We start from the raw sequence: 18,718 nt of genomic DNA on the forward strand, positions 1-18,718 counted from the left end.
TCGGATATTACGCGCCGGGCTTGACGTAGCTCTTGTACACCCAGCCGTGCTTGCCGTTGTAGACGATCTCGCACCACTTCTTGCAGCCTATCAGTTGCACTGAAGTCCGGGCAGGAACCGAGCCGATGGGGGTTGCGCCCTTCTTTGGGGCACTGCGCATGGTCACAGTCCTGAGAATGCGGCCGCTGCCCGCTGCCGCCACCTTGCGCGGCTTCGCTTTGGCTGCGTTGTCCTCGTCTTGTGCATTTGCGGGTTTTTGGTCCGCCACTTGCGGCTGCGTCTCCGGAATCGCGGCGGTCTGCGCGCCATCGGGATTGCTGCTGTTCGCAGGTGGGCTCGGCGCGGCAACTTTGGCAAGCTCGTCGGTGGCATCGGTATCAGTAGACGATTGGGCGAATGCTGCCGCTGTTTTGGCAGGCGTCGGCTCAGGCTGCTTGGCTACCTGGCTGGGGGCAGCCGTTTGATCGGGATCTGCTGCCGCGGCAGCAGCCTTCTGCTGTGCCCCGGTCCAGCGAGGATCGTTTGCCGCAAGCGCTTGTATGTTGCCCGCCGCCGCTACCATGGTCGGTGGGACCTGGCTGGACTTGCGCTCTACCCGCGGTGTCACGGCAGCCGCTGTCACCGTAGTTCCCGAAGGGGAAACTTTCGTCGTCTTCACCGGAATGCTCGGAATGCTCTGCTCGGGGCTGGCGACCGCTTGCCTCTCGCTGGTCGGCAATGCCAGCCAGAGTGCCACCGCGGCAACGCCAAGCAGAGCGGCGGTACCGACCGCGGCAATGACCAGGTGCGAGTTCGAACGGACTCCCTGCCAGAATGACGGGCGCATGTCATAGCCGAACTGCATGGCAAAGCGCCGACGTTCCGGAGCACCGAAACTGAAGGGCTCTCTCACTCTCGCCACCTCCATAAGCGGGCCGGTGTTCTTTCGATCAGATATCGCAAATCATGCGTTCGATCAGCATCGGTCCCAAAACGCGGGCAGGCCCGCAACAATCCCGGAACAATCGCCCAGACGCGGACCTTTCGCCCGCGATTGTGGCATCAGTACGCCATTATCAAGGATTCTGCGCCTTCGCCGGCAATTCCGCAATGTGTCGCCCGGGCAACAAATGTTACATGGATATTACAATATTACATGAGATCGTGATCGCATGGGATAAAGGCCATCCAATCCTGCCTAAAGCACGTCGCGTGGAGACGGACTTATACAACGCGCTTTTAGATCTTGTTTTTATGCGCGTCGTTCTTCCCAGGCAGATCACTTTTGCACGACGCATTAGATCCTGTCCCGCAGCGCAAACCAGTTGAGCGCGAGGAAAAGCAGCGGCGCCCGAAACCTGCGGCCGCCAGGAAATGGCGGAATTTTCAATTCCTCGATCAGCTTCAGCCGGTCGCGGTTGCCGGTGACGGTTTCGGCATAGAGTTTGCCGAAGAAGTTGGACAGCATGACGCCGTGACCCGAATAGCCGCCGGCCGAGATCACATTCGGCATCACTTCACGCACGAACGGCTTTCTTGGCACCGTGATCCCAACATAACCGCCCCAGCCGTGGGTGATCTCGACATCGCTCAGCGCCGGATAGAGTTCCGCGATCTGCCGGCGAATATGGATGTGGATATCCTTCGGATCGTTGACACCATAGATCTCGCGTCCGCCGAACAACAGCCGGCCATCCCTGGATTTGCGGAAATAGCGCACGACGAAACGGGAATCATCGACCGATTCGCCCCCCGGCAACACTTTCGATTCCGACCCCAGCGGCATTGTCGCGCCGATGAAGGATCCGATCGGCATGATGTGCGCGGCACTCACCGGCTCGAGCGTTCCGCCATAGGCATTGACCGCGATCAGGCATTTCTGCGCCGAGATCGTCCCTCTCGGCGTGGAAACCCTGACCTTGCCCCCCGCGGATATGATGCCGGTCGATGGCGTTCCTTCGAACAGGTGCGCGCCGGCTTGTGCCGCCACCCGCGCGGTGCCGATCACCAGCTTCATCGGATGGATATGGCCGGTGCCGGTGTCGCGCGTGCCGCCGAAATAGGCGCTCGAGCCCAGCCGCTCCGCCGTCTCCTTCGCATCCATGAAGGAGATATGCGGGTAGGAGAAACGGCCGGCCATGATCTCGGCATGGGCCTTGTAGTCGTCGACATAGCGCGGCTTGTGCGCAACCGAAAGCTGGCCCGGCATGTAGTCGATATCGATCTGGTGGATGGCCGCGAAGTCAAGCAGGTGGGCTTTGGCCTCTTCGGCAAGGTCGAACAGCGCCTTGGCGCGGGAAAGGCCATATTCGGCCTCCAGATCCTCGGCCCAGGCGCGCTGGCCGGTGCCAAGCTGGCCGCCATTGCGTCCCGAAGCGCCATCGCCGAAGCGATGCGCCTCGATCAGCACCACGTCGGCTCCAGCCTTGGCCAGATAAACCGCTGCAGACAGGCCAGTAAACCCGCCGCCGATGATGACGACATCGCAGATCCGGTCGCCGTCGAGCGCCGGATATTCAGGCCGTTGCCCAGCCGTGTCCTCATACCAGGATCGGCCAGGGGAGATTGGGGATTGATAAGGCATGATGTGGCGAAGACTCGAGGGAGTTTGGAAGGAATAGAAGAGAAGTAGCGAATAGGAAAAAGCCCGATATTGTTTCTATTCGCTATTCGCCTCTTCAGACGTTGAGCAGCAGATATTCCCGCTCCCACGGACTGATCACTTCCATGAACGTCTCGAATTCCGCGCGCTTGATCGCGGCATAGGTGGCGGCGAAGGACTTGCCCAGCAACGCGCAGAGTTCCTCGTCGCCTTCGAACAGGTCCACGGCTTCGAGCAGGCTGCGCGGCAGGTCTATCTCGTCCGCGTTGGCGGTTGTCAGCACGGGCGGCTCGGCCTTGATCTTCCTGGTGATGCCGATCAGCCCGCAGGCGAGCGAGGCTGCCAGCGCCAGGTAGGGATTGGCGTCGGAGGACGGAATGCGGTTCTCGACGCGCCGCGCCGCGGGGTCGGAGCGCGGCACCCGGAACGCCGTGGTGCGGTTGTCGTAGCCCCATTTGTTGTTGACGGGAGCCGACGCCGCCTGCGTCAGCCGCCGGTAGGAGTTGACGTAGGGCGCGAACATCACCAACGCGTTCGGCACGTGCTTCTGCATGCCGCCGATGAAATGGAAGAAATCCTCGGTTTCGGAACCATCCTCGGCCGAAAAGATGTTCCTGCCCGTCTTCTTGTCGACGATCGACTGGTGGATGTGCATGGCGGAGCCCGGTTGGCCCTGGATCGGCTTGGCCATGAAGGTCGCGTAGATCTCGTGCTTGAGTGCCGCCTCACGGATGGTGCGCTTGAACATGAACACCTGGTCGGCAAGTTCGATCGGGTCGCCATGGCGCAGATTGATCTCGAGCTGGCCGGCGCCCTCTTCGTGGATGAGCGTGTCGATCTCCAGCCCCTGGCTTTCGGAGAAATGGTAGATGTCGTCGATCAGTTCGTCGAACTCGTTGACGCCGGCGATAGAATAGCCGGCGCCGCCGCCGATCGCGCGGCCCGAGCGGCCGACGGGCGGGGTCAACGGATAGTCCGGGTCCGGATTCTTGCGCACGAGGTAGAACTCGATCTCGGGCGCCACGACCGGCTTCAGCCCAAGCCTGTCATAGGCTGCAAGGACGCGCTTCAGCACATTGCGCGGCGTGAACTCGACCGAGCGGCCGTCCTGGTGGACGAGGTCGCAGATCACGGCGGCCGTCGGGTCTTCTTCCCAAGGCACCACGGTCAATGTCGACAAATCCGGCATTAGCTTGAGGTCGCCGTCGTCTTCAGGGTAGTGGAAGCCGTTGCCGTCCTCTGGATAGCCACCGGAAATCGTCGTCATGAAGACGGCCGAAGGCAGCGCCAGCGAAGTGTTGGAGGTGAATTTCTTCGACGGCATCATCTTGCCGCGCGCCACGCCAGCCTGATCGGGTGTGATGCATTCGATATCCTCGATGCCGCGCCATTCCAGCCAATCGCTGACTTCCTTCCAGTTCTTCACACCACGCAGGTTTTTCACAAAGGCAGGCGTGCGCGCCCGTCCTCCGCGGCTCGACGGACGGACTTCCTTTTTTGCAGGCGGCATCATTCACCAGATTGAGTTGCGGATTTCGGAGTATAGCCGTGCCGCGCGATGGAAGGGAAGGGAGCCACCGCCGGCATTTTCCGTTGCAGGTTGAAAACCGCCCGCCGCTCGGCTTAGGTTTGGTGTCTTCCCGCATTCGAGAAGCCGGTGATGCGAACCAGCAGCGAACTGACCACGATCGGCTTCGATGCCGACGACACGCTTTGGCAAAACGAACAATTCTTCCGCATGACGGAGAAGCGCTTTGCCGCCATGCTGGCCGATCATGGCGAGGAGAAGCAGATCTCGGCGCGACTGCTGGAGGCCGAGAGGCGCAACCTTGCGATCTATGGTTTCGGCATTAAGGGATTTACGCTCTCGATGATCGAAACGGCGATCGAGGTCACCGACGGGCGCGTGCCGGCCTCGATCATATCGGAGATTCTCGACGCCGGTCGCGAGATGCTGGGCCATCCGATCGAGCCCTTGCCCTATGCGCGCGAGACGGTCGAGAAACTCGCCGGCACCTTCCGCCTGGTGCTGATCACCAAGGGCGATTTGTTCGATCAGGAGCGCAAGCTGGCCGGCTCCGGGCTGGGCGATCTGTTCGATGCCGTCGAGATCGTCAGCGACAAGACGGCCGCGACCTATGCGCGCCTCTTCAACCGCCATGGCGACGGCCCGGCGAGGAGCATGATGGTCGGCAATTCGCTGAAGTCGGACGTGGTGCCCGCCATCGAGGCCGGCGGCTGGGGTGTCCATGTCCCGCACGAACTGACCTGGGTGCTCGAACATGTCGAGGCGCCAGTCGCAGAGCCGCGTTTCCGCCAGATATCGGATCTCGGTCAATTGCCGGAACTGATAGAAAGCATCGCGAAGCCAAGCTGATCGCGACTGCGATTATTTGCTTTTTGAATAAATCCGGGCGGAAAACCGCGCCACCACTGTCCCGGAATTGTCTCAGCGGTTGATCAGGCGATCGATCACCGGTTGCAGCCGTTCGGGCGTGATCGGCTTTGCCACCACCACGTCGACGACTTTCGCCAGGCCAAGGCTCTCCGGCGTGCCATTCTTGGTTGAAAGCAGGATCACGGGAGGAAGCGATTTGCCCGAAGTCCGGCGCAAAATTTCGATGCCGGGCATCAGATTGTCGCAGTCCTTGTTGTCGGGGCCACCATCGAGGACGATCGCTCCCGGCACCAGCGTCCGCAAGGTTTTCACTGCGATATCAGGCGGTTCCGAGATTGGTCTGAGCCCGGACCGTTCGACGATCTTCGATACGACGACCCGGTTGATCGGCGATTTCCCGACAACAAGCACCCGCGAGAGATCGCGGATCGTGTTGGTGCTTGAATCCCGGGTCCCCAGATTCACATGTTTTGCGGTCTCGCTCTCGCGGTTCACTGGGCACCCAAGTCGGCCAAGAAGTTCGCCCCCATTTCAATGCAGAGTTGAAATCTGGGCGACAATTGGCGTGAGATCGCACCCTTGTCAAGTTGAAATAAAAGAACCTGGAGGCGTCCTCCACAACAGTGGATTCAAAGCAACAGTACTGTACTGCTCTGTCCATGGCTTGGTTGCGTAAAAATAAAATTCACCTGCGCATTCATTGCGCAGGTGAAAGGCCGGCTAGACGATTTCGGATCAGCCATGGCTCTGTTGCGTGACGATGACCGGGATCAAAAGGTCACCCCAATTGCCGTCACCGCCATGATGCCTTGCGGAGCGCACGAGCTCCACCGAGACGCCCGCCTCCACCGCCTTCATCACCGACTGGTTGAGCCTGTGCAGATCGTTGGCCAGCATGCGGATCGTCGCCTGCTGGTCGACGCTCATCGTGGTCGATTGCTCTTCTGCCCGTTCCTTGACGCGGCTTATCGATGCCATTGGTCGTCTCCTATGTCCTTGCCCTCTCGGGCGTTTCCTCTGTTGGTCGTCTTTTTTGGCGAACTCACTCCGCCGCCGGCTTGAACTGCGCGTGCTCGGTCGACTCATGCATGGCGGTGGTCGATGACCGGCCCCCGGTGATCGCCATCGAGACGGCATCGAAATAGCCGGTGCCGACCTCACGCTGGTGCTTGGTCGCGGTATAGCCATTGGCCTCCGCCGCGAATTCCGCTTCCTGCAACTCGGAATAGGCCGACATCTGCCGCGCCTTGTAGCCGCGGGCGAGTTCGAACATGCCGTAGTTGAGCTGGTGGAAGCCGGCCAGCGTAATGAACTGGAACTTGTAACCCATGGCGCCCAGTTCCCGCTGGAACTTGGCGATCGTCGCGTCATCGAGGTTCTTCTTCCAGTTGAACGACGGCGAGCAATTATAGGCGAGCAGCTTGCCTGGATGGTGCCTGCGCACCCCCTCCGCGAATTTCTTGGCCTGCGCCAGGTCGGGCTTCGAGGTCTCGCACCAGATCAGGTCGGCGTGGGGCGCATAGGCAACGGCCCGTGCGATACAAGGCTCGATGCCGTTCCTGACCTGGTAGAAGCCTTCCACCGTACGGCCGGCATCATAGTCGACAAAGGGCTGGTCGCGCTCATCGATATCGGAGGTGAGCAGCTTTGCCGCTTCCGCGTCGGTGCGCGCCACGACCAGGGTGGGCGTGGCCATCACGTCGGCCGCGAGTCGCGCGGCGTTGAGGTTGCGGATATGCGCCGCGGTCGGGATTAGCACCTTGCCGCCGAGATGGCCGCACTTCTTCTCCGACGCCAGCTGGTCCTCATAGTGGACGCCGGCGGCACCCGCCTCGATGAACGCCTTCATGATCTCGAAGGCGTTGAGCGGGCCGCCGAAGCCGGCTTCCGCGTCGGCGACGATCGGCGCGAACCAGGTCTCGACCGAAAGCCCGTTGCCTTCGGAGGTCTCGATCTGGTCGGCGCGCTGCAGCGTGCGGTTGATGCGCTTGACCAGTTCGGGCGCCGCATTGGCCGGATAGAGCGACTGGTCCGGATACATCGCCGAGGCGGTGTTCGCGTCGGCGGCAACCTGCCAGCCCGACAGATAGATCGCCTTCAGCCCGGCGCGCACCTGCTGCATCGCCTGGTTGCCGGACATGGCGCCCAATGCGTTGACGAAGTCCTCCTCGTGGATGAGCTTCCACAGCCGGTTGGCACCCATTTCGGCAAGGCTCTGCCTGATCTGCACCGAACCTCGCAGCCGCTTCACATCCTCCGGCGAATAGGGACGTTCAATGCCGTTGAAGCGGCCTTCAGGCGCCGACGGGACGAGGTTGTAAAAATCAGTCATTGGTCGCTCCGAAGGGTTTCTGCACGACGTCCGCGCGCCAGTTGTCGGGGGCACTTCTATGTGACTGAATTTACATTGCGACGCAAAATGAGCCACAAAAATCAGGAAACCTCGCCAGACATAAGGGAAAATCTGTGTTGTGTTTGACAGGCAGGCACTGTAAATTTGTCAATCTTGTAAAGACAAGCAGGCTGGGGATCGCGGCTGATGTCGTGTAAATTCCTGTCAAGGATAGTCGATGGCTGATCAGAAGATTTTCGCCGGGCCGCGCATTCGCCGCATCCGCAACGCCAAGGGCCTGACCCAGACGGCAATGGCCGAGGGGCTCGGCATCTCGCCGTCCTATCTCAACCTGATCGAGCGCAACCAGCGGCCGCTGACTGTGCAGCTGATCCTGAAGCTGGCCTCCGTCTACAAGGTCGATCCGCACGACCTTCAGGGCGAGGCAAGGGGATCGGTCGCTGCCCTGAAGGAGGTGTTCACCGATCCGCTGCTGGTTGGCGAACTGCCGGGAGATCAGGAACTGATCGAGCTTGCCGAGGCGGCACCCAATGCCTCCGCCGGGGTGATAAAACTGTTCCGCGCCTATCGCGAGCAGGCCGAGCGGCTGTCCGACATCAACGAGCTTCTGGCGCGCGAGGGTCGGACGACAGCGCTCTCCGGCGCCCGCCTGCCGATCGACGAGGTGCGCGAGATTTTCGAGCGGCGGCGGAACCATTTTTCCTCGCTCGAGGAAGAGGCCGAGGCGTTCACGTCGGTGCTTGATCCCGGCGACGACCTCTTTGGCGCATTGAAGGCATGGCTGAAGCGCGAATATGGCATTGTGGTCAAGGTTCTGCCGGTCGCCACCATGCCGAACTGGCGCCGCCGCTACGACCGCCACTCGCAGCGCCTGTTCCTGTCCGAGCGCCTGTCACCATTCGACCAGTTGCGTGAAGTCGCGATGGAGGCCTGCCTGATCCGCATGACCGTCGCGATCGCCGGCGAGATCCAGGCGCTGAGGCTGGCCACGGACGAGGCGCGCCGCCTTGCCCGCTTCGAACTCGGCCGCTATGCCGCCCACGCGCTGATGATGCCCTATCAGCCTTTTCACGCGGCGGCCGTTCGCTCACGCTACGACATCGAAGTCCTGCGCTCGCGCTTTGGCGTCTCTTTCGAGCAGGCGGCAAACCGGCTGACCATGCTGCAGCGGCCAGGTGTTTCTGGCGTGCCCTTCTTCATGCTCGAGGTCGACAATGCAGGAAACCGCTTTCGCAAGGCCGGCAGCCAGGGCTTTCCGCAAAGCCGCTTTGGCGGCGGCTGTCCGAAGCTTCCCGTGCATGTCGCCTTCACCCAGCCCGGTCAGGTCTTCGTCGAGGCGGTGGAAATGCCTGATGGCGCCGAGTTCCTGTGCATCGCCCGCACGCTGGAGGGGCCGCAAGGCGCATTCTCCGAACGCCCGCGCCGCACGGCACTGCTACTCGGCTGCGACATCGGCTTTCGCGACGACCTCGTCTATGGCGCGGTGCTGCCTGGCGCGGCAGTCGGCGCGAAGGTGGGGGCAGGCATCATCGCGGCGACGCCTGTCGGCCCGGCCTGCCGGCTTTGCGAGCGCGTCGGCTGCCTGGCGCGCGCCGAGCCGCCGGTGACGCGACCCCTCGGCCTCGACGAGATGGTGACCGGCCTGAGCGCGTTCGATTTTCAGTAACGCTGCGGCAAAGGTGCCACAATCGTCGCCGGTCTCTGGATCACCCGCGGCTTAAGTCTTTGCGTTACGTGAACAGAGTAGTTTTTTGTCGTCCCTTGCGCATCGTCCCGTCCACAAAAGCTCGACAGTCGCGCCCATGACAGACACAGCATCATCTCCGACCCTTGTTGCATCGACCGGCCTTGCTACCTCGACAGTCTCGCCGCGCGACGAACGCGTCGGCATGCTTCTGGTCTTCCTGTCAGCGCTGATGTGGAGTTTCGGCGGCACCATCGCTCGCTTCATCAGCGCCGGTGACAGCTGGACGGTTATTTTCTGGCGTTCCGTTTGGGCCGCCGCCTTCCTGCTCTGCTTCATGGTCTGGCGTGACGGCTGGCGCGGCATGGTGAAGTCATTCCGGGACATGGGCTTGCCAGGCATTGCTGTGGGATTCTGCTTCGCCATTGCCTCGACCTCATTCGTCGTGGCGCTTGCCTATACCACCGTCGCCAACATCCTCTTGATGCAGGCCGGCGTACCGCTCCTGGCGGCCTTGTTTGCCTGGGCACTGTTTCGCGAAAGAGTAACCGTCGCGACCTGGATGGCCATTGCCGCCGTTATCGCCGGCGTAGCCATCATGGTGTCGGAATCACTGGATGGTGCCGTCTCGCCCATAGGCGATGGACTTGCGTTGCTGATCGCGTTCATGTTCTCGATCGCCACCGTCATCACCCGGCGCTTCTCCAGCGTGCGCATGACGCCGGCGACCTGTCTCGGCACGATCCTGGCGGCGGGCTTGGCTGCCTCGCAAGCCTCGACCTTCATGATGTCGGCCGGTGACATGTGCTTTCTCTTCGTCTTCGGCGTGGTCAATCTCGGCCTTGGCCTTGCTTTCTTCGCCACCGGCGCGCGCCTGATCCCGGCGGCGATCGCGGCACTGCTCGGCACGTTCGAGCCGATCCTGGGGCCGATATGGGTCTGGCTCATCCATTCCGAGGTGCCGTCCGGGCGCACCATCGTCGGCGGCGCGGTTGTGGTCACGGCCCTGCTTGTCCATATTGGGCTCGAATTCAAGCGCCAGGCGCGGCCGCAGCGGGCTGGGGTCACCGGAGTGCCTTCGCCTAATTGATGCGGGCGCCGAAGCTTTGCCCATTGACAATGTCGCTGCCGCCCGGGCAGGCTGGGAACACGGCAACAACAAGACAGGCCTATCTTGCCAAGTCTCCCCGGCGGCTCGATCGAGACCGGACTACATTCTAGTATCTCTGACCGCACGGCGGCGAAAGCTTCTGACGGCATTGCAATTCCTTCCCGCCCAACCGATTGGGGCGGCCGTCGGCGGCGTGCTGAACGGCGGCCGTCGACCTCTGGAAAGCTCAACAGTCTAAAGCAAATGCCCGGCCGCGCGAGCACGTCGCGACGCGCCGGCAATGGAACACTCACCAAAGGAGAATAGCATGATCCGCAAAGCGCTCTGGCTTTCGGCAACCTCGGTATTTCTGGCGCTTTTGACGCCCGCCGGTCACGCCGCGGACCGCGTCGTCAACGTCTTCAACTGGTCCGATTACATCGACAGTTCGATCATCGACGATTTCACCAAGAAAACCGGCATCAAGGTCGTTTACGATACGTTCGATTCCAACGAAATCCTCGAAACCAAACTGCTCGCCGGCGGCAGCGGCTATGACGTCGTCGTGCCGAGCGGCAATTTCCTGGCCCGCCAGATCCAGGCCGGTGTGTTTCAGAAGCTCGACAAGTCGAAGCTGCCGAACCTCGCCAACATGTGGGATACGGTTACGGAGCGCACCGCCAAATACGACCCCGGTAACGAATACTCGGTCAATTACATGTGGGGCACGGTCGGCATCGGTTACAACACCAAGAAAGTGCAGGCAGCGCTCGGCACCGACAAGATCGACAGCTGGGATGCTTTCTTCAATCCGGACAGCCTGGCCAAATTGAAGGATTGCGGCGTCTATGTGCTGGATTCTCCCTCCGACATCCTGCCGGCGGCGCTGAAATATCTCGGTCTGGACCCCAACAGCACCTCGCCTGACGACATTGCCAAGGCCGAGGAAGCTCTTCTCAAGATCCGTCCCTATATCAGGAAGTTCCACTCGTCCGAATACATCAACGCACTTGCCAATGGCGACATCTGCCTGGCGGTGGGCTGGTCGGGTGACGTGTTCCAGGCTCGCAACCGCGCGGTCGAGGCCAAGCAAGGCGTGGAAATCGGCTATTCCGTGCCGAAGGAAGGCGCCCAGATGTGGTTCGATCAGATGGCGATCCCCGCCGACGCGCCGCACGTCGCCGAGGCGCTTGAATTCATCAACTACATGATGACGCCGGAAGTGATCGCCAAGTCGTCGAACTATGTCCTCTATGCCAACGGCAACAAGGCATCGCAGCAGTTCGTCGACAAGGCGCTGCTCGACGATCCCTCGGTCTATCCGGACGCCGCGACCTTGCAGAAGCTCTATACCGTCCAGCCTTACGATCCCAAGACGCAGCGCATCATCACGCGCAGCTGGACCAAGATCGTCACCGGCCAGTAGGCAATCCGACGCGACCCCGGCAGCCAACTGCCGGGGTCGATTTCTTTTGAGGAATAAAAAGTACGGAGTGGGGATATGAAATCGCTTGGCAGCATCCGCAGGGACTTCGCGCCATGGAACGACCAGAAGGCCAAGCCATATATTCAGTTCGACGGCGTCACCAAGAGGTTCGGTGACTTCACCGCCGTCAACAATCTGTCGCTGACCATTTTCGAGCGTGAATTCTTCGCGTTGCTCGGCGCCTCGGGTTGCGGAAAGTCGACGCTGCTCAGGATGCTTGCCGGCTTCGAGGAACCGACAGCCGGTCGCATCCTGCTCGATGGTCAGGATCTGCGCGGCATTCCGCCCTATCGCCGGCCGGTCAACATGATGTTCCAGTCCTATGCCCTGTTCCCGCATATGACGGTCGAGAACAACATCGCCTTCGGCCTCAAGCAGGAAGGCATGCCGAAGCCCGATATCGAAAAGCGCGTCGCCGACATGCTGAAGCTGGTCAAGCTCGAGCAGTTCGCCAAGCGCAAGCCGCACCAGCTCTCCGGCGGCCAGCGCCAGCGCGTCGCGCTTGCCCGCTCGGTCGCCAAGCGACCGAAGGTGCTGCTGCTCGACGAGCCGCTCGGCGCGCTCGACAAGAAACTGCGCGAGGAAACCCAGTTCGAACTGATGGATCTGCAGCAGGAGCTTGGTCTCACCTTCGTCGTCGTCACCCATGACCAGGAAGAGGCGATGACGATGGCCGATCGCATCGCCATCATGGACAAGGGCGAGGTGATGCAGGTTGCGACACCGGCGGAGGTTTACGAGGCTCCGATGTCGCGCTTCGTCGCTCATTTCGTCGGCAACGTGAATATGTTCGAGGGCAAGGTTGCCGAGCGCACCGACAAGACAACACGCATCACCGGCGCGACCGGAGCCCAGATCGTCGTCGAGAATGGCGCCGCCGCAACAGGCGCCGATATCATCTTCGCCATCAGGCCGGAAAAGATCAGGGTTTCGTCGAAGAAGCCGGCCGATGCCGTCAACGCGCTGGAGGGCGAGGTTTACGACATCGCCTATCTCGGCGACATGACCGTCTATCACGTCAGGCTGGATGACGGGCAGATCGTGCGGGCAAGCGCCCTGAACGCGGCTCGTGTGACCGAGGATCCGCTGACCTGGAACGACCGTGCCTGGGTGTCCTTCCGGCCCGACGCCGGCGTCGTGCTGGCACGGTAGGGGCGGGCATGTCCAATACCGCCGTCGCCGATGCCGCTGCGCCATCGACTGCCGCCAATCCGTTCCTGACGCGTTTGGGTGCCGGCTTCGTCAGCCGGCTCGTCATCATCGTTCCCTATCTCTGGCTGCTGTTCTTTTTTCTCGTCCCCTTCGTCATCGTCTTCAAGATCTCGCTGTCGCAGACGGCTATCGCCATGCCGCCCTATACGCCGGTGCTCGATTTCAGGGACGGCGTTTCCGGTTTCTTCGCCGGCTTTCGCGACCTCAACTTCGACAATTATGTCTGGCTGACGCAGGACGCACTCTATTTCAAGGCCTACCTCACCAGCGTCGTCATCGCTGCCATCTCCACGGGGCTGACCTTGCTGGTTGGCTATCCCATCGCCTATGGCATGGCGCGCGCTCCGGCCACGATCCGCCCGACATTGCTGATGCTGGTCATCCTGCCGTTCTGGACGTCGTTCCTGATCCGCGTCTATGCCTGGATCGGTATTCTGAAGCCCGAGGGCCTGCTCAACCAGTTGCTCTTGTCGCTGCACGTCATCAATCAGCCGCTGGTGATCCTCAACACCTACACGGCCATCTTCATCGGCATCGTCTATTCCTACCTGCCGTTCATGGTGCTACCGCTTTATTCGTCGCTGGAAAAGATGGACTACTCCCTGATCGAGGCGGCCAAGGATCTCGGCTGTCCGCCGACCGCTGCCTTCTGGAAGATCACCTTTCCGCTGTCGCTGCCCGGCGTCATTGCCGGCTGCCTGCTGGTGTTCATCCCGGCCGTCGGCGAATTCGTCATCCCCGACCTGCTCGGCGGCTCGCAGACGCTGATGATCGGCAAGACACTGTGGAACGAGTTCTTCGCCAATCGTGACTGGCCGGTGTCGTCGGCCGTTGCCGTCATCCTGCTGTTGCTGCTGATCGTACCGATCGTCTTGTTCCAGCATGCCCAGGCCCGCGCGCAGGAGCAGGACAAATGAACACCACCTGGAGCCGCTTCAACATCACGTCGATCACGCTCGGTTTTGCCTTTCTCTATCTGCCGATCGTGCTGCTCATCGTCTTCTCCTTCAACGAGTCCAAGCTCGTCACAGTCTGGGGCGGCTTTTCCACCAAATGGTACGTATCGCTGTTCCACAATCAGGGCCTGATGGACGCCGCGTGGGTGACCATCCGCGTCGGTCTGATTTCAGCGACGGTGGCCACGGTTCTCGGCACCATGGGGGCCCTGGCGCTGACCCGCTACACACGCTTCCGGGGCAGGGTCCTGTTCTCCGGCATGATCTTCGCACCATTGGTCATGCCTGATGTCATTACCGGCCTGTCGCTGCTCCTGCTGTTTGTTGCCATCGGCATGGATCGCGGCATGACGACCGTGATCCTCGCGCATATCACCTTCACAATGTGCTTTGTCGCGGTCGTCGTGCAGTCGCGGCTTGTCAGCTTCGATCGCTCGCTGGAAGAAGCCGCCATGGATCTTGGCGCACCGCCTGTGAAGACCTTCTTCCAGATCACGCTGCCAGTCATTCTGCCGGCGATCGTGTCCGGCTGGATGCTGGCCTTCACGCTGTCACTGGACGACCTGGTCATCGCCAGCTTTGCTTCGGGCCCTGGCGCCACCACGCTGCCGATGAAGATCTACAGCCAGGTCCGCCTCGGCGTGACGCCGGAGATCAATGCCGCCTGCACCCTCCTGATCGCGATCGTCACGGTTGGCGTGATCATCGCTTCGGTCGCCAACAAGCGGCGCGAGGTGCAGCGGCAGCTTGATGAGCGGGCCGCGCAACGCGGTTAGGAGCGGCGCTTCGGGCGCAAGGCGTTATTCGCCCGAAACGCCACGGCTGATGGGTGAAATGAACGGCGTGCTCCACGTTCCGCCGACGAAAAACGACGACTGGTTGGGCCCCTGCTGGCCGTTCTTTTGCGTTGCTGGCTGATCCGGCTGGATGACGCCGCCCGACAGCGCCAGTCCGCGTCCTGCGTAGGATGCGATGCCGGAAAGCCAGATCTTGTATTTCGCCGAATTGGCCTCCGCCTTGTCGAGTCTCGCCACGCCTCTTGAAATGGTTGCCTTCACTTCGGCGCCATCGATGGGTAGCGTCCCGTCCGAGACATCGTCGAGCGCGAAGAAGCCGCCCTGTTCGGTATGCTTGAGAAAGGCCGGCAGGTTGAACTTGCTGAGCGCGCCAGGGCCGAAGGTCGCCGAGACCGAGCCGTCGGCGTTTTCAAAGATCGAATCCCAGGTCCTTCCCGGTCCCTTGAGGATGACCGAAACGGTGCCGGTGCCGACCGGCACCAGCCGGGTCATCCCGGCCGCGGTACCGAACGCGCCACCATCGACGTCGGAGGCCAGCAGCCGGATTTCGACCTGGGTGCCCTCGGGTTTACGGTCGAAACGAAGGCTGGTCTGGATGTTGCCGCCAAAAGCCGAGGCGTCGGAGATGTCGAAGACGGAAAGACCGTCCTTGACCTGGGCGGTGGCCGCGACATCGGCAAGCTGGATACTCCCCGCCGTGGCACGGGCCGCCGACAGCCTGAGATCTAGATTGACCCGATCGGCGAAACTCGTGTCGACCTGACCCGGCTCGCCGCTGCTCGCCGGTCCCAGCGACGTGAAGGCGGACAGAAACGACCTGAGGTCGAGCGTGTCGAAGGCAAGTGTGCCCGAGATCACCGGTTGCGTCTCGCCAAGCGACAGGTCCAGCGCGCCCATGCCCGGGTTGTTGTCCAGCGCCAGCGCCGTGTTTTCAAATTTGACGCGGCCGGCCGACGCCGTGACCTTGCTCGAAATGCTGACCGAGCCGATCGCCGCGCTCGGCGCGATGCCTGCCTGCGACCATTCCAGCACGCGGCGCAGCGAGGGCGCCGCGAATTTCACCTGGCCATCGAAATAGGCTTTTTCGGACATGTTGGCCGTGCCGTCGAAGGAGAAGGTGGCGGGCGCTGCCTTAAAGGACAAAGTGAGGGGTGCCATGCCCCCGGCAAACAGCACCAGGGGTCTCGGCGAGGCGGCATCCACGGTCACGCTTTCGCCGCGCCAGATCCCGGTCGCGGACAATGTCGCATTGCTGTTCATCGCCGCCCAAGTAGCCTGGCCGCTAAGACTGCTCAGGATCTCCACATCCTTGCCTTTGACGGACGCCACCATGCGGCCATCCCTGAACTCCACGGTTCCGAAAGTGTCGTCCGGCAGCTTGTCCAGGTCGGGCTTGGCGGGGTCCGCGTTGACCAGGCCACGGGCCGCGTCGATGGAGCGCGCGATGCGCCCGCCGGTCGGCGCCGTGGGCAGGAATACCCCGCCCGCCGTGCGCTGCACCCGGATCGTCGGCCGCACCAGCCGTGCCGTGGAAAACACCACATCACCCTGCAATGCCGCCATGGCCGAGAGGTCGACCTCGACCCGTTCGGCTTCGACGACGGGCGGCGCATCGGCATCCGTCCATTTCGACAGCGTCACATCGGTCAGGATCGCGCGGAATTTCGGCCAGACCTCGATGCGCGGCGACCCCTCGATGGCAACCCGAAAGCCGCTCCAGGCGCTCAATTCCCAGGCGATGCGGTCACGCACGATCCGCGTCGAGGCAATCAGCGGCAGGGCCGCGACCACCAGAGCGATGACGATCGCGGCAGCGCCGATCGCCCATACTCCGCGGCGGATCAAAGATGATGGCATATAGCCCCGTATGCTTCCATTCCGACAAAAACGATCGCCCGACGGGTGTAACCCCTGTCGTCACTACGACTTAGGGCTGGCGCATTTCAAGTCTTTATGGCCCGGCGATGGCATTTGCGCACACCTGACCGCGTCAGCCCAACAAAATCTTGCTCTGCTGCGCTGCGATATGCATAAGCGATGACGACCGTGGGAGGATCGATCATGGCTGGCGAAGTACCGCTCTGGACCCCGACGCAAGACCAGATTGATGCCTCGCCCTTGACCACCTTCATGAAGGTTGCGGCAGCGAGTACCGGCAGTCCATTTTCTTCCTACGCCGACCTTCACCGCTGGTCGGTCGAGAACCGGGAATCTTTCTGGGATCTTGTCTGGGATTTCTGCGGTCTTGAAGGCGACAAGGGCGAACGACTGCTGCTCGATGGCGAGAAGATGCCCGGCGCTTCTTTCTTCCCCGACGCGTCGCTGAATTTCGCCGAGAACCTTCTGAAAAAAACCGGTGCCGGCGAGGCAATCGTCTTCCGCGGCGAGGACAAGGTCGAGAGGCGGCTGTCGTGGAACGAACTGCACGGCCTGGTCTCGCGCCTGCAGCAGCTCTTCCTGTCGCTCAAGGTGAAGAAGGGTGACCGTATCGCTGCGATGATACCCAACATGCCCGAAGCCGTCGCCGCCATGCTGGCCGCCGCCTCGATCGGTGCGGTGTGGTCATCCTGTTCTCCCGATTTCGGCGAGCAGGGCGTACTCGACCGGTTCGGCCAGATCGAACCTGTCATCTTCATCGCGCCGGACGGCTATTGGTACAATGGCAAGGCGATCGAGGTCGCCGACAAGGTCAAGGCGGTCGCGGCCAAGCTCGGCAGCGTCCGCAAGGTCCTGCTCGTCGACTATCTCGGCACCTCCGCCGATGTTGCTGATACCATCGACAAGGCGGTGGCGATGGAGGAGGCGCTGTCGCCCTTCGCCGTCAAACCCGTCATCTTCGAGCGGCTGCCATTTTCGCATCCGCTCTACATCCTGTTTTCGTCCGGCACCACCGGCATTCCCAAATGCATCGTCCATTCGGCCGGCGGCACGCTGATCCAGCATGTCAAGGAACACCGGCTGCATGCCGGCCTCGGCGACGGCGACCGCTTCTTCTATTTCACCACCTGCGGCTGGATGATGTGGAACTGGCTGGTATCGGGTCTGGCCTCCGGCGCCACGCTGCTGCTTTATGACGGCTCTCCCTTCCACCCCGACGGCAACGTGCTGTTCGATTTCGCCGATGCCGAGAAGATGACCTTCTTCGGCACGTCGGCCAAGTTCATCGATTCCGTGCGCAAAGCCGGCCTCAAGCCGATCCGCAGCCATGATCTGTCGACGGTGCGCGCCATCTCCTCCACCGGGTCGCCGCTTTCGCCCGAGGATTTCCGCTTCGTCTATGACGGCATCAAGAGGGACGTGCATCTGGCCTCGGTTTCCGGAGGCACGGACATCGTCTCCTGCTTCGTCCTCGGCGTGCCGATCGAGCCGGTCTGGACCGGGGAGATACAGGGGCCGGGCCTCGGCCTCGCCGTCGATGTCTGGGACGATGACGGCAAGCCGGTCAGGCAGGAGAAGGGAGAACTGGTTTGCACCAGGGCTTTCCCGTCCATGCCGATCGGCTTCTGGAACGATCCCGACGGCAAGAAATACCAGGCGGCCTATTTCGAGCGTTTCGACAATGTCTGGTGTCATGGCGATTTCGCCGAATGGACCGATCATGGTGGCATGGTCATCCACGGCCGCTCGGACGCGACGCTCAATCCAGGTGGCGTGCGCATCGGCACGGCGGAAATCTACAATCAGGTCGAACAGATGCCGGAAATCCTGGAAGCGCTGTGCATCGGCCAGGATTTCGACAATGACGTGCGCGTCGTGCTGTTCGTGCGGCTGGCCGCGGGTGTCCAATTGGACGAAGACCTGGAAAAACGCATCCGCGCCAAGATACGCAGCGGCGCCAGCCCTCGCCACGTTCCGGCCAGGATCGTCGCCGTATCGGATATCCCCCGCACCAAGTCGGGCAAGATCACCGAACTCGCCGTGCGCGACGTCGTGCACGGCCGTGCCATCAAAAATAGGGAAGCGCTCGCCAACCCGGAAGCGCTGGAACTGTTCAGGAACCTGCCGCAACTCGCCGAGTGACCGGCATGGTTAACGAAATATGTCGCGCGAATTTACCTAGATTTCACGAGTGGTACACATTCGTAAATTTTTTGGCGACCCGGTAAGGACTTGTTAAGGCCCGGCGTCGATAGTCGGATGTAACTTGAGGGAGAAATCCCG

The 18,718-nt window shown here is 61.8% G+C and carries 15 protein-coding genes; 8 read left to right on the top strand and 7 right to left on the bottom strand.

The window, feature by feature from the left end; translation table 11 throughout:
- Window positions 1-7: 7 nt before the first annotated feature.
- The 3 genes from FJ434_RS16745 to FJ434_RS16755 form a co-directional block, all read right to left on the bottom strand.
- A complete protein-coding gene (locus FJ434_RS16745) occupies window positions 8-892 on the bottom strand; it encodes an SH3 domain-containing protein (protein ID WP_140748222.1) in 885 nt (294 codons plus the stop codon).
- 384 nt (window positions 893-1,276) lie between these two features.
- Window positions 1,277-2,563: an FAD-binding oxidoreductase gene (locus FJ434_RS16750; RefSeq protein WP_140713418.1), complete on the bottom strand. Its 1,287-nt coding sequence runs from the start codon at window positions 2,561-2,563 to the stop codon at window positions 1,277-1,279.
- A gap of 94 nt (window positions 2,564-2,657) precedes the next feature.
- The gene (locus FJ434_RS16755) at window positions 2,658-4,094 is read right to left on the bottom strand and encodes a glutamine synthetase family protein (protein WP_027144802.1); all 1,437 of its coding nucleotides are present in this window, start codon (window positions 4,092-4,094) and stop codon (window positions 2,658-2,660) included.
- A gap of 147 nt (window positions 4,095-4,241) precedes the next feature.
- Between FJ434_RS16755 and FJ434_RS16760 the strand changes: the two genes are divergently transcribed.
- A complete protein-coding gene (locus FJ434_RS16760) occupies window positions 4,242-4,958 on the top strand; it encodes an HAD family hydrolase (RefSeq protein WP_140748225.1) in 717 nt (238 codons plus the stop codon).
- 72 nt (window positions 4,959-5,030) lie between these two features.
- On the opposite strand, the gene FJ434_RS16765 is transcribed toward FJ434_RS16760, so the two are convergent.
- The 3 genes from FJ434_RS16765 to aceA form a co-directional block, all read right to left on the bottom strand.
- The gene (locus FJ434_RS16765; RefSeq protein ID WP_246678290.1) at window positions 5,031-5,444 is read right to left on the bottom strand and encodes a response regulator; all 414 of its coding nucleotides are present in this window, start codon (window positions 5,442-5,444) and stop codon (window positions 5,031-5,033) included.
- Window positions 5,445-5,714: 270 nt separating this feature from the next.
- Window positions 5,715-5,957, bottom strand: a complete 243-nt coding sequence (locus FJ434_RS16770) for a hypothetical protein (protein ID WP_006202762.1) — start codon at window positions 5,955-5,957, stop codon at window positions 5,715-5,717.
- 64 nt (window positions 5,958-6,021) lie between these two features.
- A complete protein-coding gene (gene aceA / locus FJ434_RS16775; RefSeq protein ID WP_140504696.1) occupies window positions 6,022-7,311 on the bottom strand; it encodes an isocitrate lyase in 1,290 nt (429 codons plus the stop codon).
- A 238-nt stretch (window positions 7,312-7,549) separates the two neighbouring features.
- Between aceA and FJ434_RS16780 the strand changes: the two genes are divergently transcribed.
- The 6 genes from FJ434_RS16780 to FJ434_RS16805 all read left to right on the top strand — a co-directional run bounded on the left by FJ434_RS16780 (window position 7,550) and on the right by FJ434_RS16805 (window position 14,536).
- Complete coding sequence (locus tag FJ434_RS16780) at window positions 7,550-8,998, top strand: XRE family transcriptional regulator (RefSeq protein WP_140748231.1); 1,449 nt, start codon at window positions 7,550-7,552, stop codon at window positions 8,996-8,998.
- 136 nt (window positions 8,999-9,134) lie between these two features.
- Entirely contained in the window at window positions 9,135-10,106 is a 972-nt protein-coding gene (locus FJ434_RS16785; RefSeq protein ID WP_140748234.1) for a DMT family transporter, read from the top strand.
- 328 nt (window positions 10,107-10,434) lie between these two features.
- The gene (locus FJ434_RS16790; RefSeq protein ID WP_140748237.1) at window positions 10,435-11,532 is read left to right on the top strand and encodes a polyamine ABC transporter substrate-binding protein; all 1,098 of its coding nucleotides are present in this window, start codon (window positions 10,435-10,437) and stop codon (window positions 11,530-11,532) included.
- Between the two features lie 75 nt (window positions 11,533-11,607).
- Window positions 11,608-12,744, top strand: coding sequence for an ABC transporter ATP-binding protein (locus tag FJ434_RS16795; RefSeq protein ID WP_140748240.1), 1,137 nt, complete (start codon window positions 11,608-11,610; stop codon window positions 12,742-12,744).
- 8 nt (window positions 12,745-12,752) lie between these two features.
- Complete coding sequence (locus FJ434_RS16800; protein WP_140748243.1) at window positions 12,753-13,721, top strand: ABC transporter permease subunit; 969 nt, start codon at window positions 12,753-12,755, stop codon at window positions 13,719-13,721.
- On the top strand, window positions 13,718-14,536 hold the full coding sequence (locus tag FJ434_RS16805) for an ABC transporter permease subunit (protein WP_140748247.1): 819 nt from the start codon (window positions 13,718-13,720) through the stop codon (window positions 14,534-14,536). The genes FJ434_RS16800 and FJ434_RS16805 overlap by 4 nt, the downstream gene beginning before the upstream one ends.
- 24 nt (window positions 14,537-14,560) lie before the next feature.
- Here the strand turns inward: FJ434_RS16805 and FJ434_RS16810 are convergent, their stop codons facing one another.
- Window positions 14,561-16,414: an AsmA family protein gene (locus FJ434_RS16810; protein WP_140748250.1), complete on the bottom strand. Its 1,854-nt coding sequence runs from the start codon at window positions 16,412-16,414 to the stop codon at window positions 14,561-14,563.
- Between the two features lie 204 nt (window positions 16,415-16,618).
- On the opposite strand from FJ434_RS16810, the gene FJ434_RS16815 reads away from it, so the two are divergent.
- Window positions 16,619-18,577, top strand: coding sequence for an acetoacetate--CoA ligase (locus FJ434_RS16815; protein ID WP_140748253.1), 1,959 nt, complete (start codon window positions 16,619-16,621; stop codon window positions 18,575-18,577).
- The last annotated feature ends 141 nt before the right edge of the window (window positions 18,578-18,718 follow it).

It is taken from the genome of Mesorhizobium sp. B2-5-13 (assembly GCF_006440535.1).
In the GTDB taxonomy this organism is placed as follows: Bacteria; Pseudomonadota; Alphaproteobacteria; order Rhizobiales; family Rhizobiaceae; genus Mesorhizobium; species Mesorhizobium salmacidum.

What these genes read in the sequence shown, in the direction of transcription:
- FJ434_RS16750 (WP_140713418.1), bottom strand. Translation starts at nt 2,563, where the DNA reads ATGCCTTATCAATCCCCAATCTCCCCTGGCCGATCCTGGTATGAGGAC.
- FJ434_RS16755 (WP_027144802.1), bottom strand. Translation starts at nt 4,094, where the DNA reads ATGATGCCGCCTGCAAAAAAGGAAGTCCGTCCGTCGAGCCGCGGAGGA.
- FJ434_RS16760 (WP_140748225.1), top strand. Translation starts at nt 4,242, where the DNA reads ATGCGAACCAGCAGCGAACTGACCACGATCGGCTTCGATGCCGACGAC.
- FJ434_RS16770 (WP_006202762.1), bottom strand. Translation starts at nt 5,957, where the DNA reads ATGGCATCGATAAGCCGCGTCAAGGAACGGGCAGAAGAGCAATCGACC.
- aceA (WP_140504696.1), bottom strand. Translation starts at nt 7,311, where the DNA reads ATGACTGATTTTTACAACCTCGTCCCGTCGGCGCCTGAAGGCCGCTTC.
- FJ434_RS16780 (WP_140748231.1), top strand. Translation starts at nt 7,550, where the DNA reads ATGGCTGATCAGAAGATTTTCGCCGGGCCGCGCATTCGCCGCATCCGC.
- FJ434_RS16785 (WP_140748234.1), top strand. Translation starts at nt 9,135, where the DNA reads ATGACAGACACAGCATCATCTCCGACCCTTGTTGCATCGACCGGCCTT.
- FJ434_RS16790 (WP_140748237.1), top strand. Translation starts at nt 10,435, where the DNA reads ATGATCCGCAAAGCGCTCTGGCTTTCGGCAACCTCGGTATTTCTGGCG.
- FJ434_RS16795 (WP_140748240.1), top strand. Translation starts at nt 11,608, where the DNA reads ATGAAATCGCTTGGCAGCATCCGCAGGGACTTCGCGCCATGGAACGAC.
- FJ434_RS16800 (WP_140748243.1), top strand. Translation starts at nt 12,753, where the DNA reads ATGTCCAATACCGCCGTCGCCGATGCCGCTGCGCCATCGACTGCCGCC.
- FJ434_RS16805 (WP_140748247.1), top strand. Translation starts at nt 13,718, where the DNA reads ATGAACACCACCTGGAGCCGCTTCAACATCACGTCGATCACGCTCGGT.
- FJ434_RS16810 (WP_140748250.1), bottom strand. Translation starts at nt 16,414, where the DNA reads ATGCCATCATCTTTGATCCGCCGCGGAGTATGGGCGATCGGCGCTGCC.
- FJ434_RS16815 (WP_140748253.1), top strand. Translation starts at nt 16,619, where the DNA reads ATGGCTGGCGAAGTACCGCTCTGGACCCCGACGCAAGACCAGATTGAT.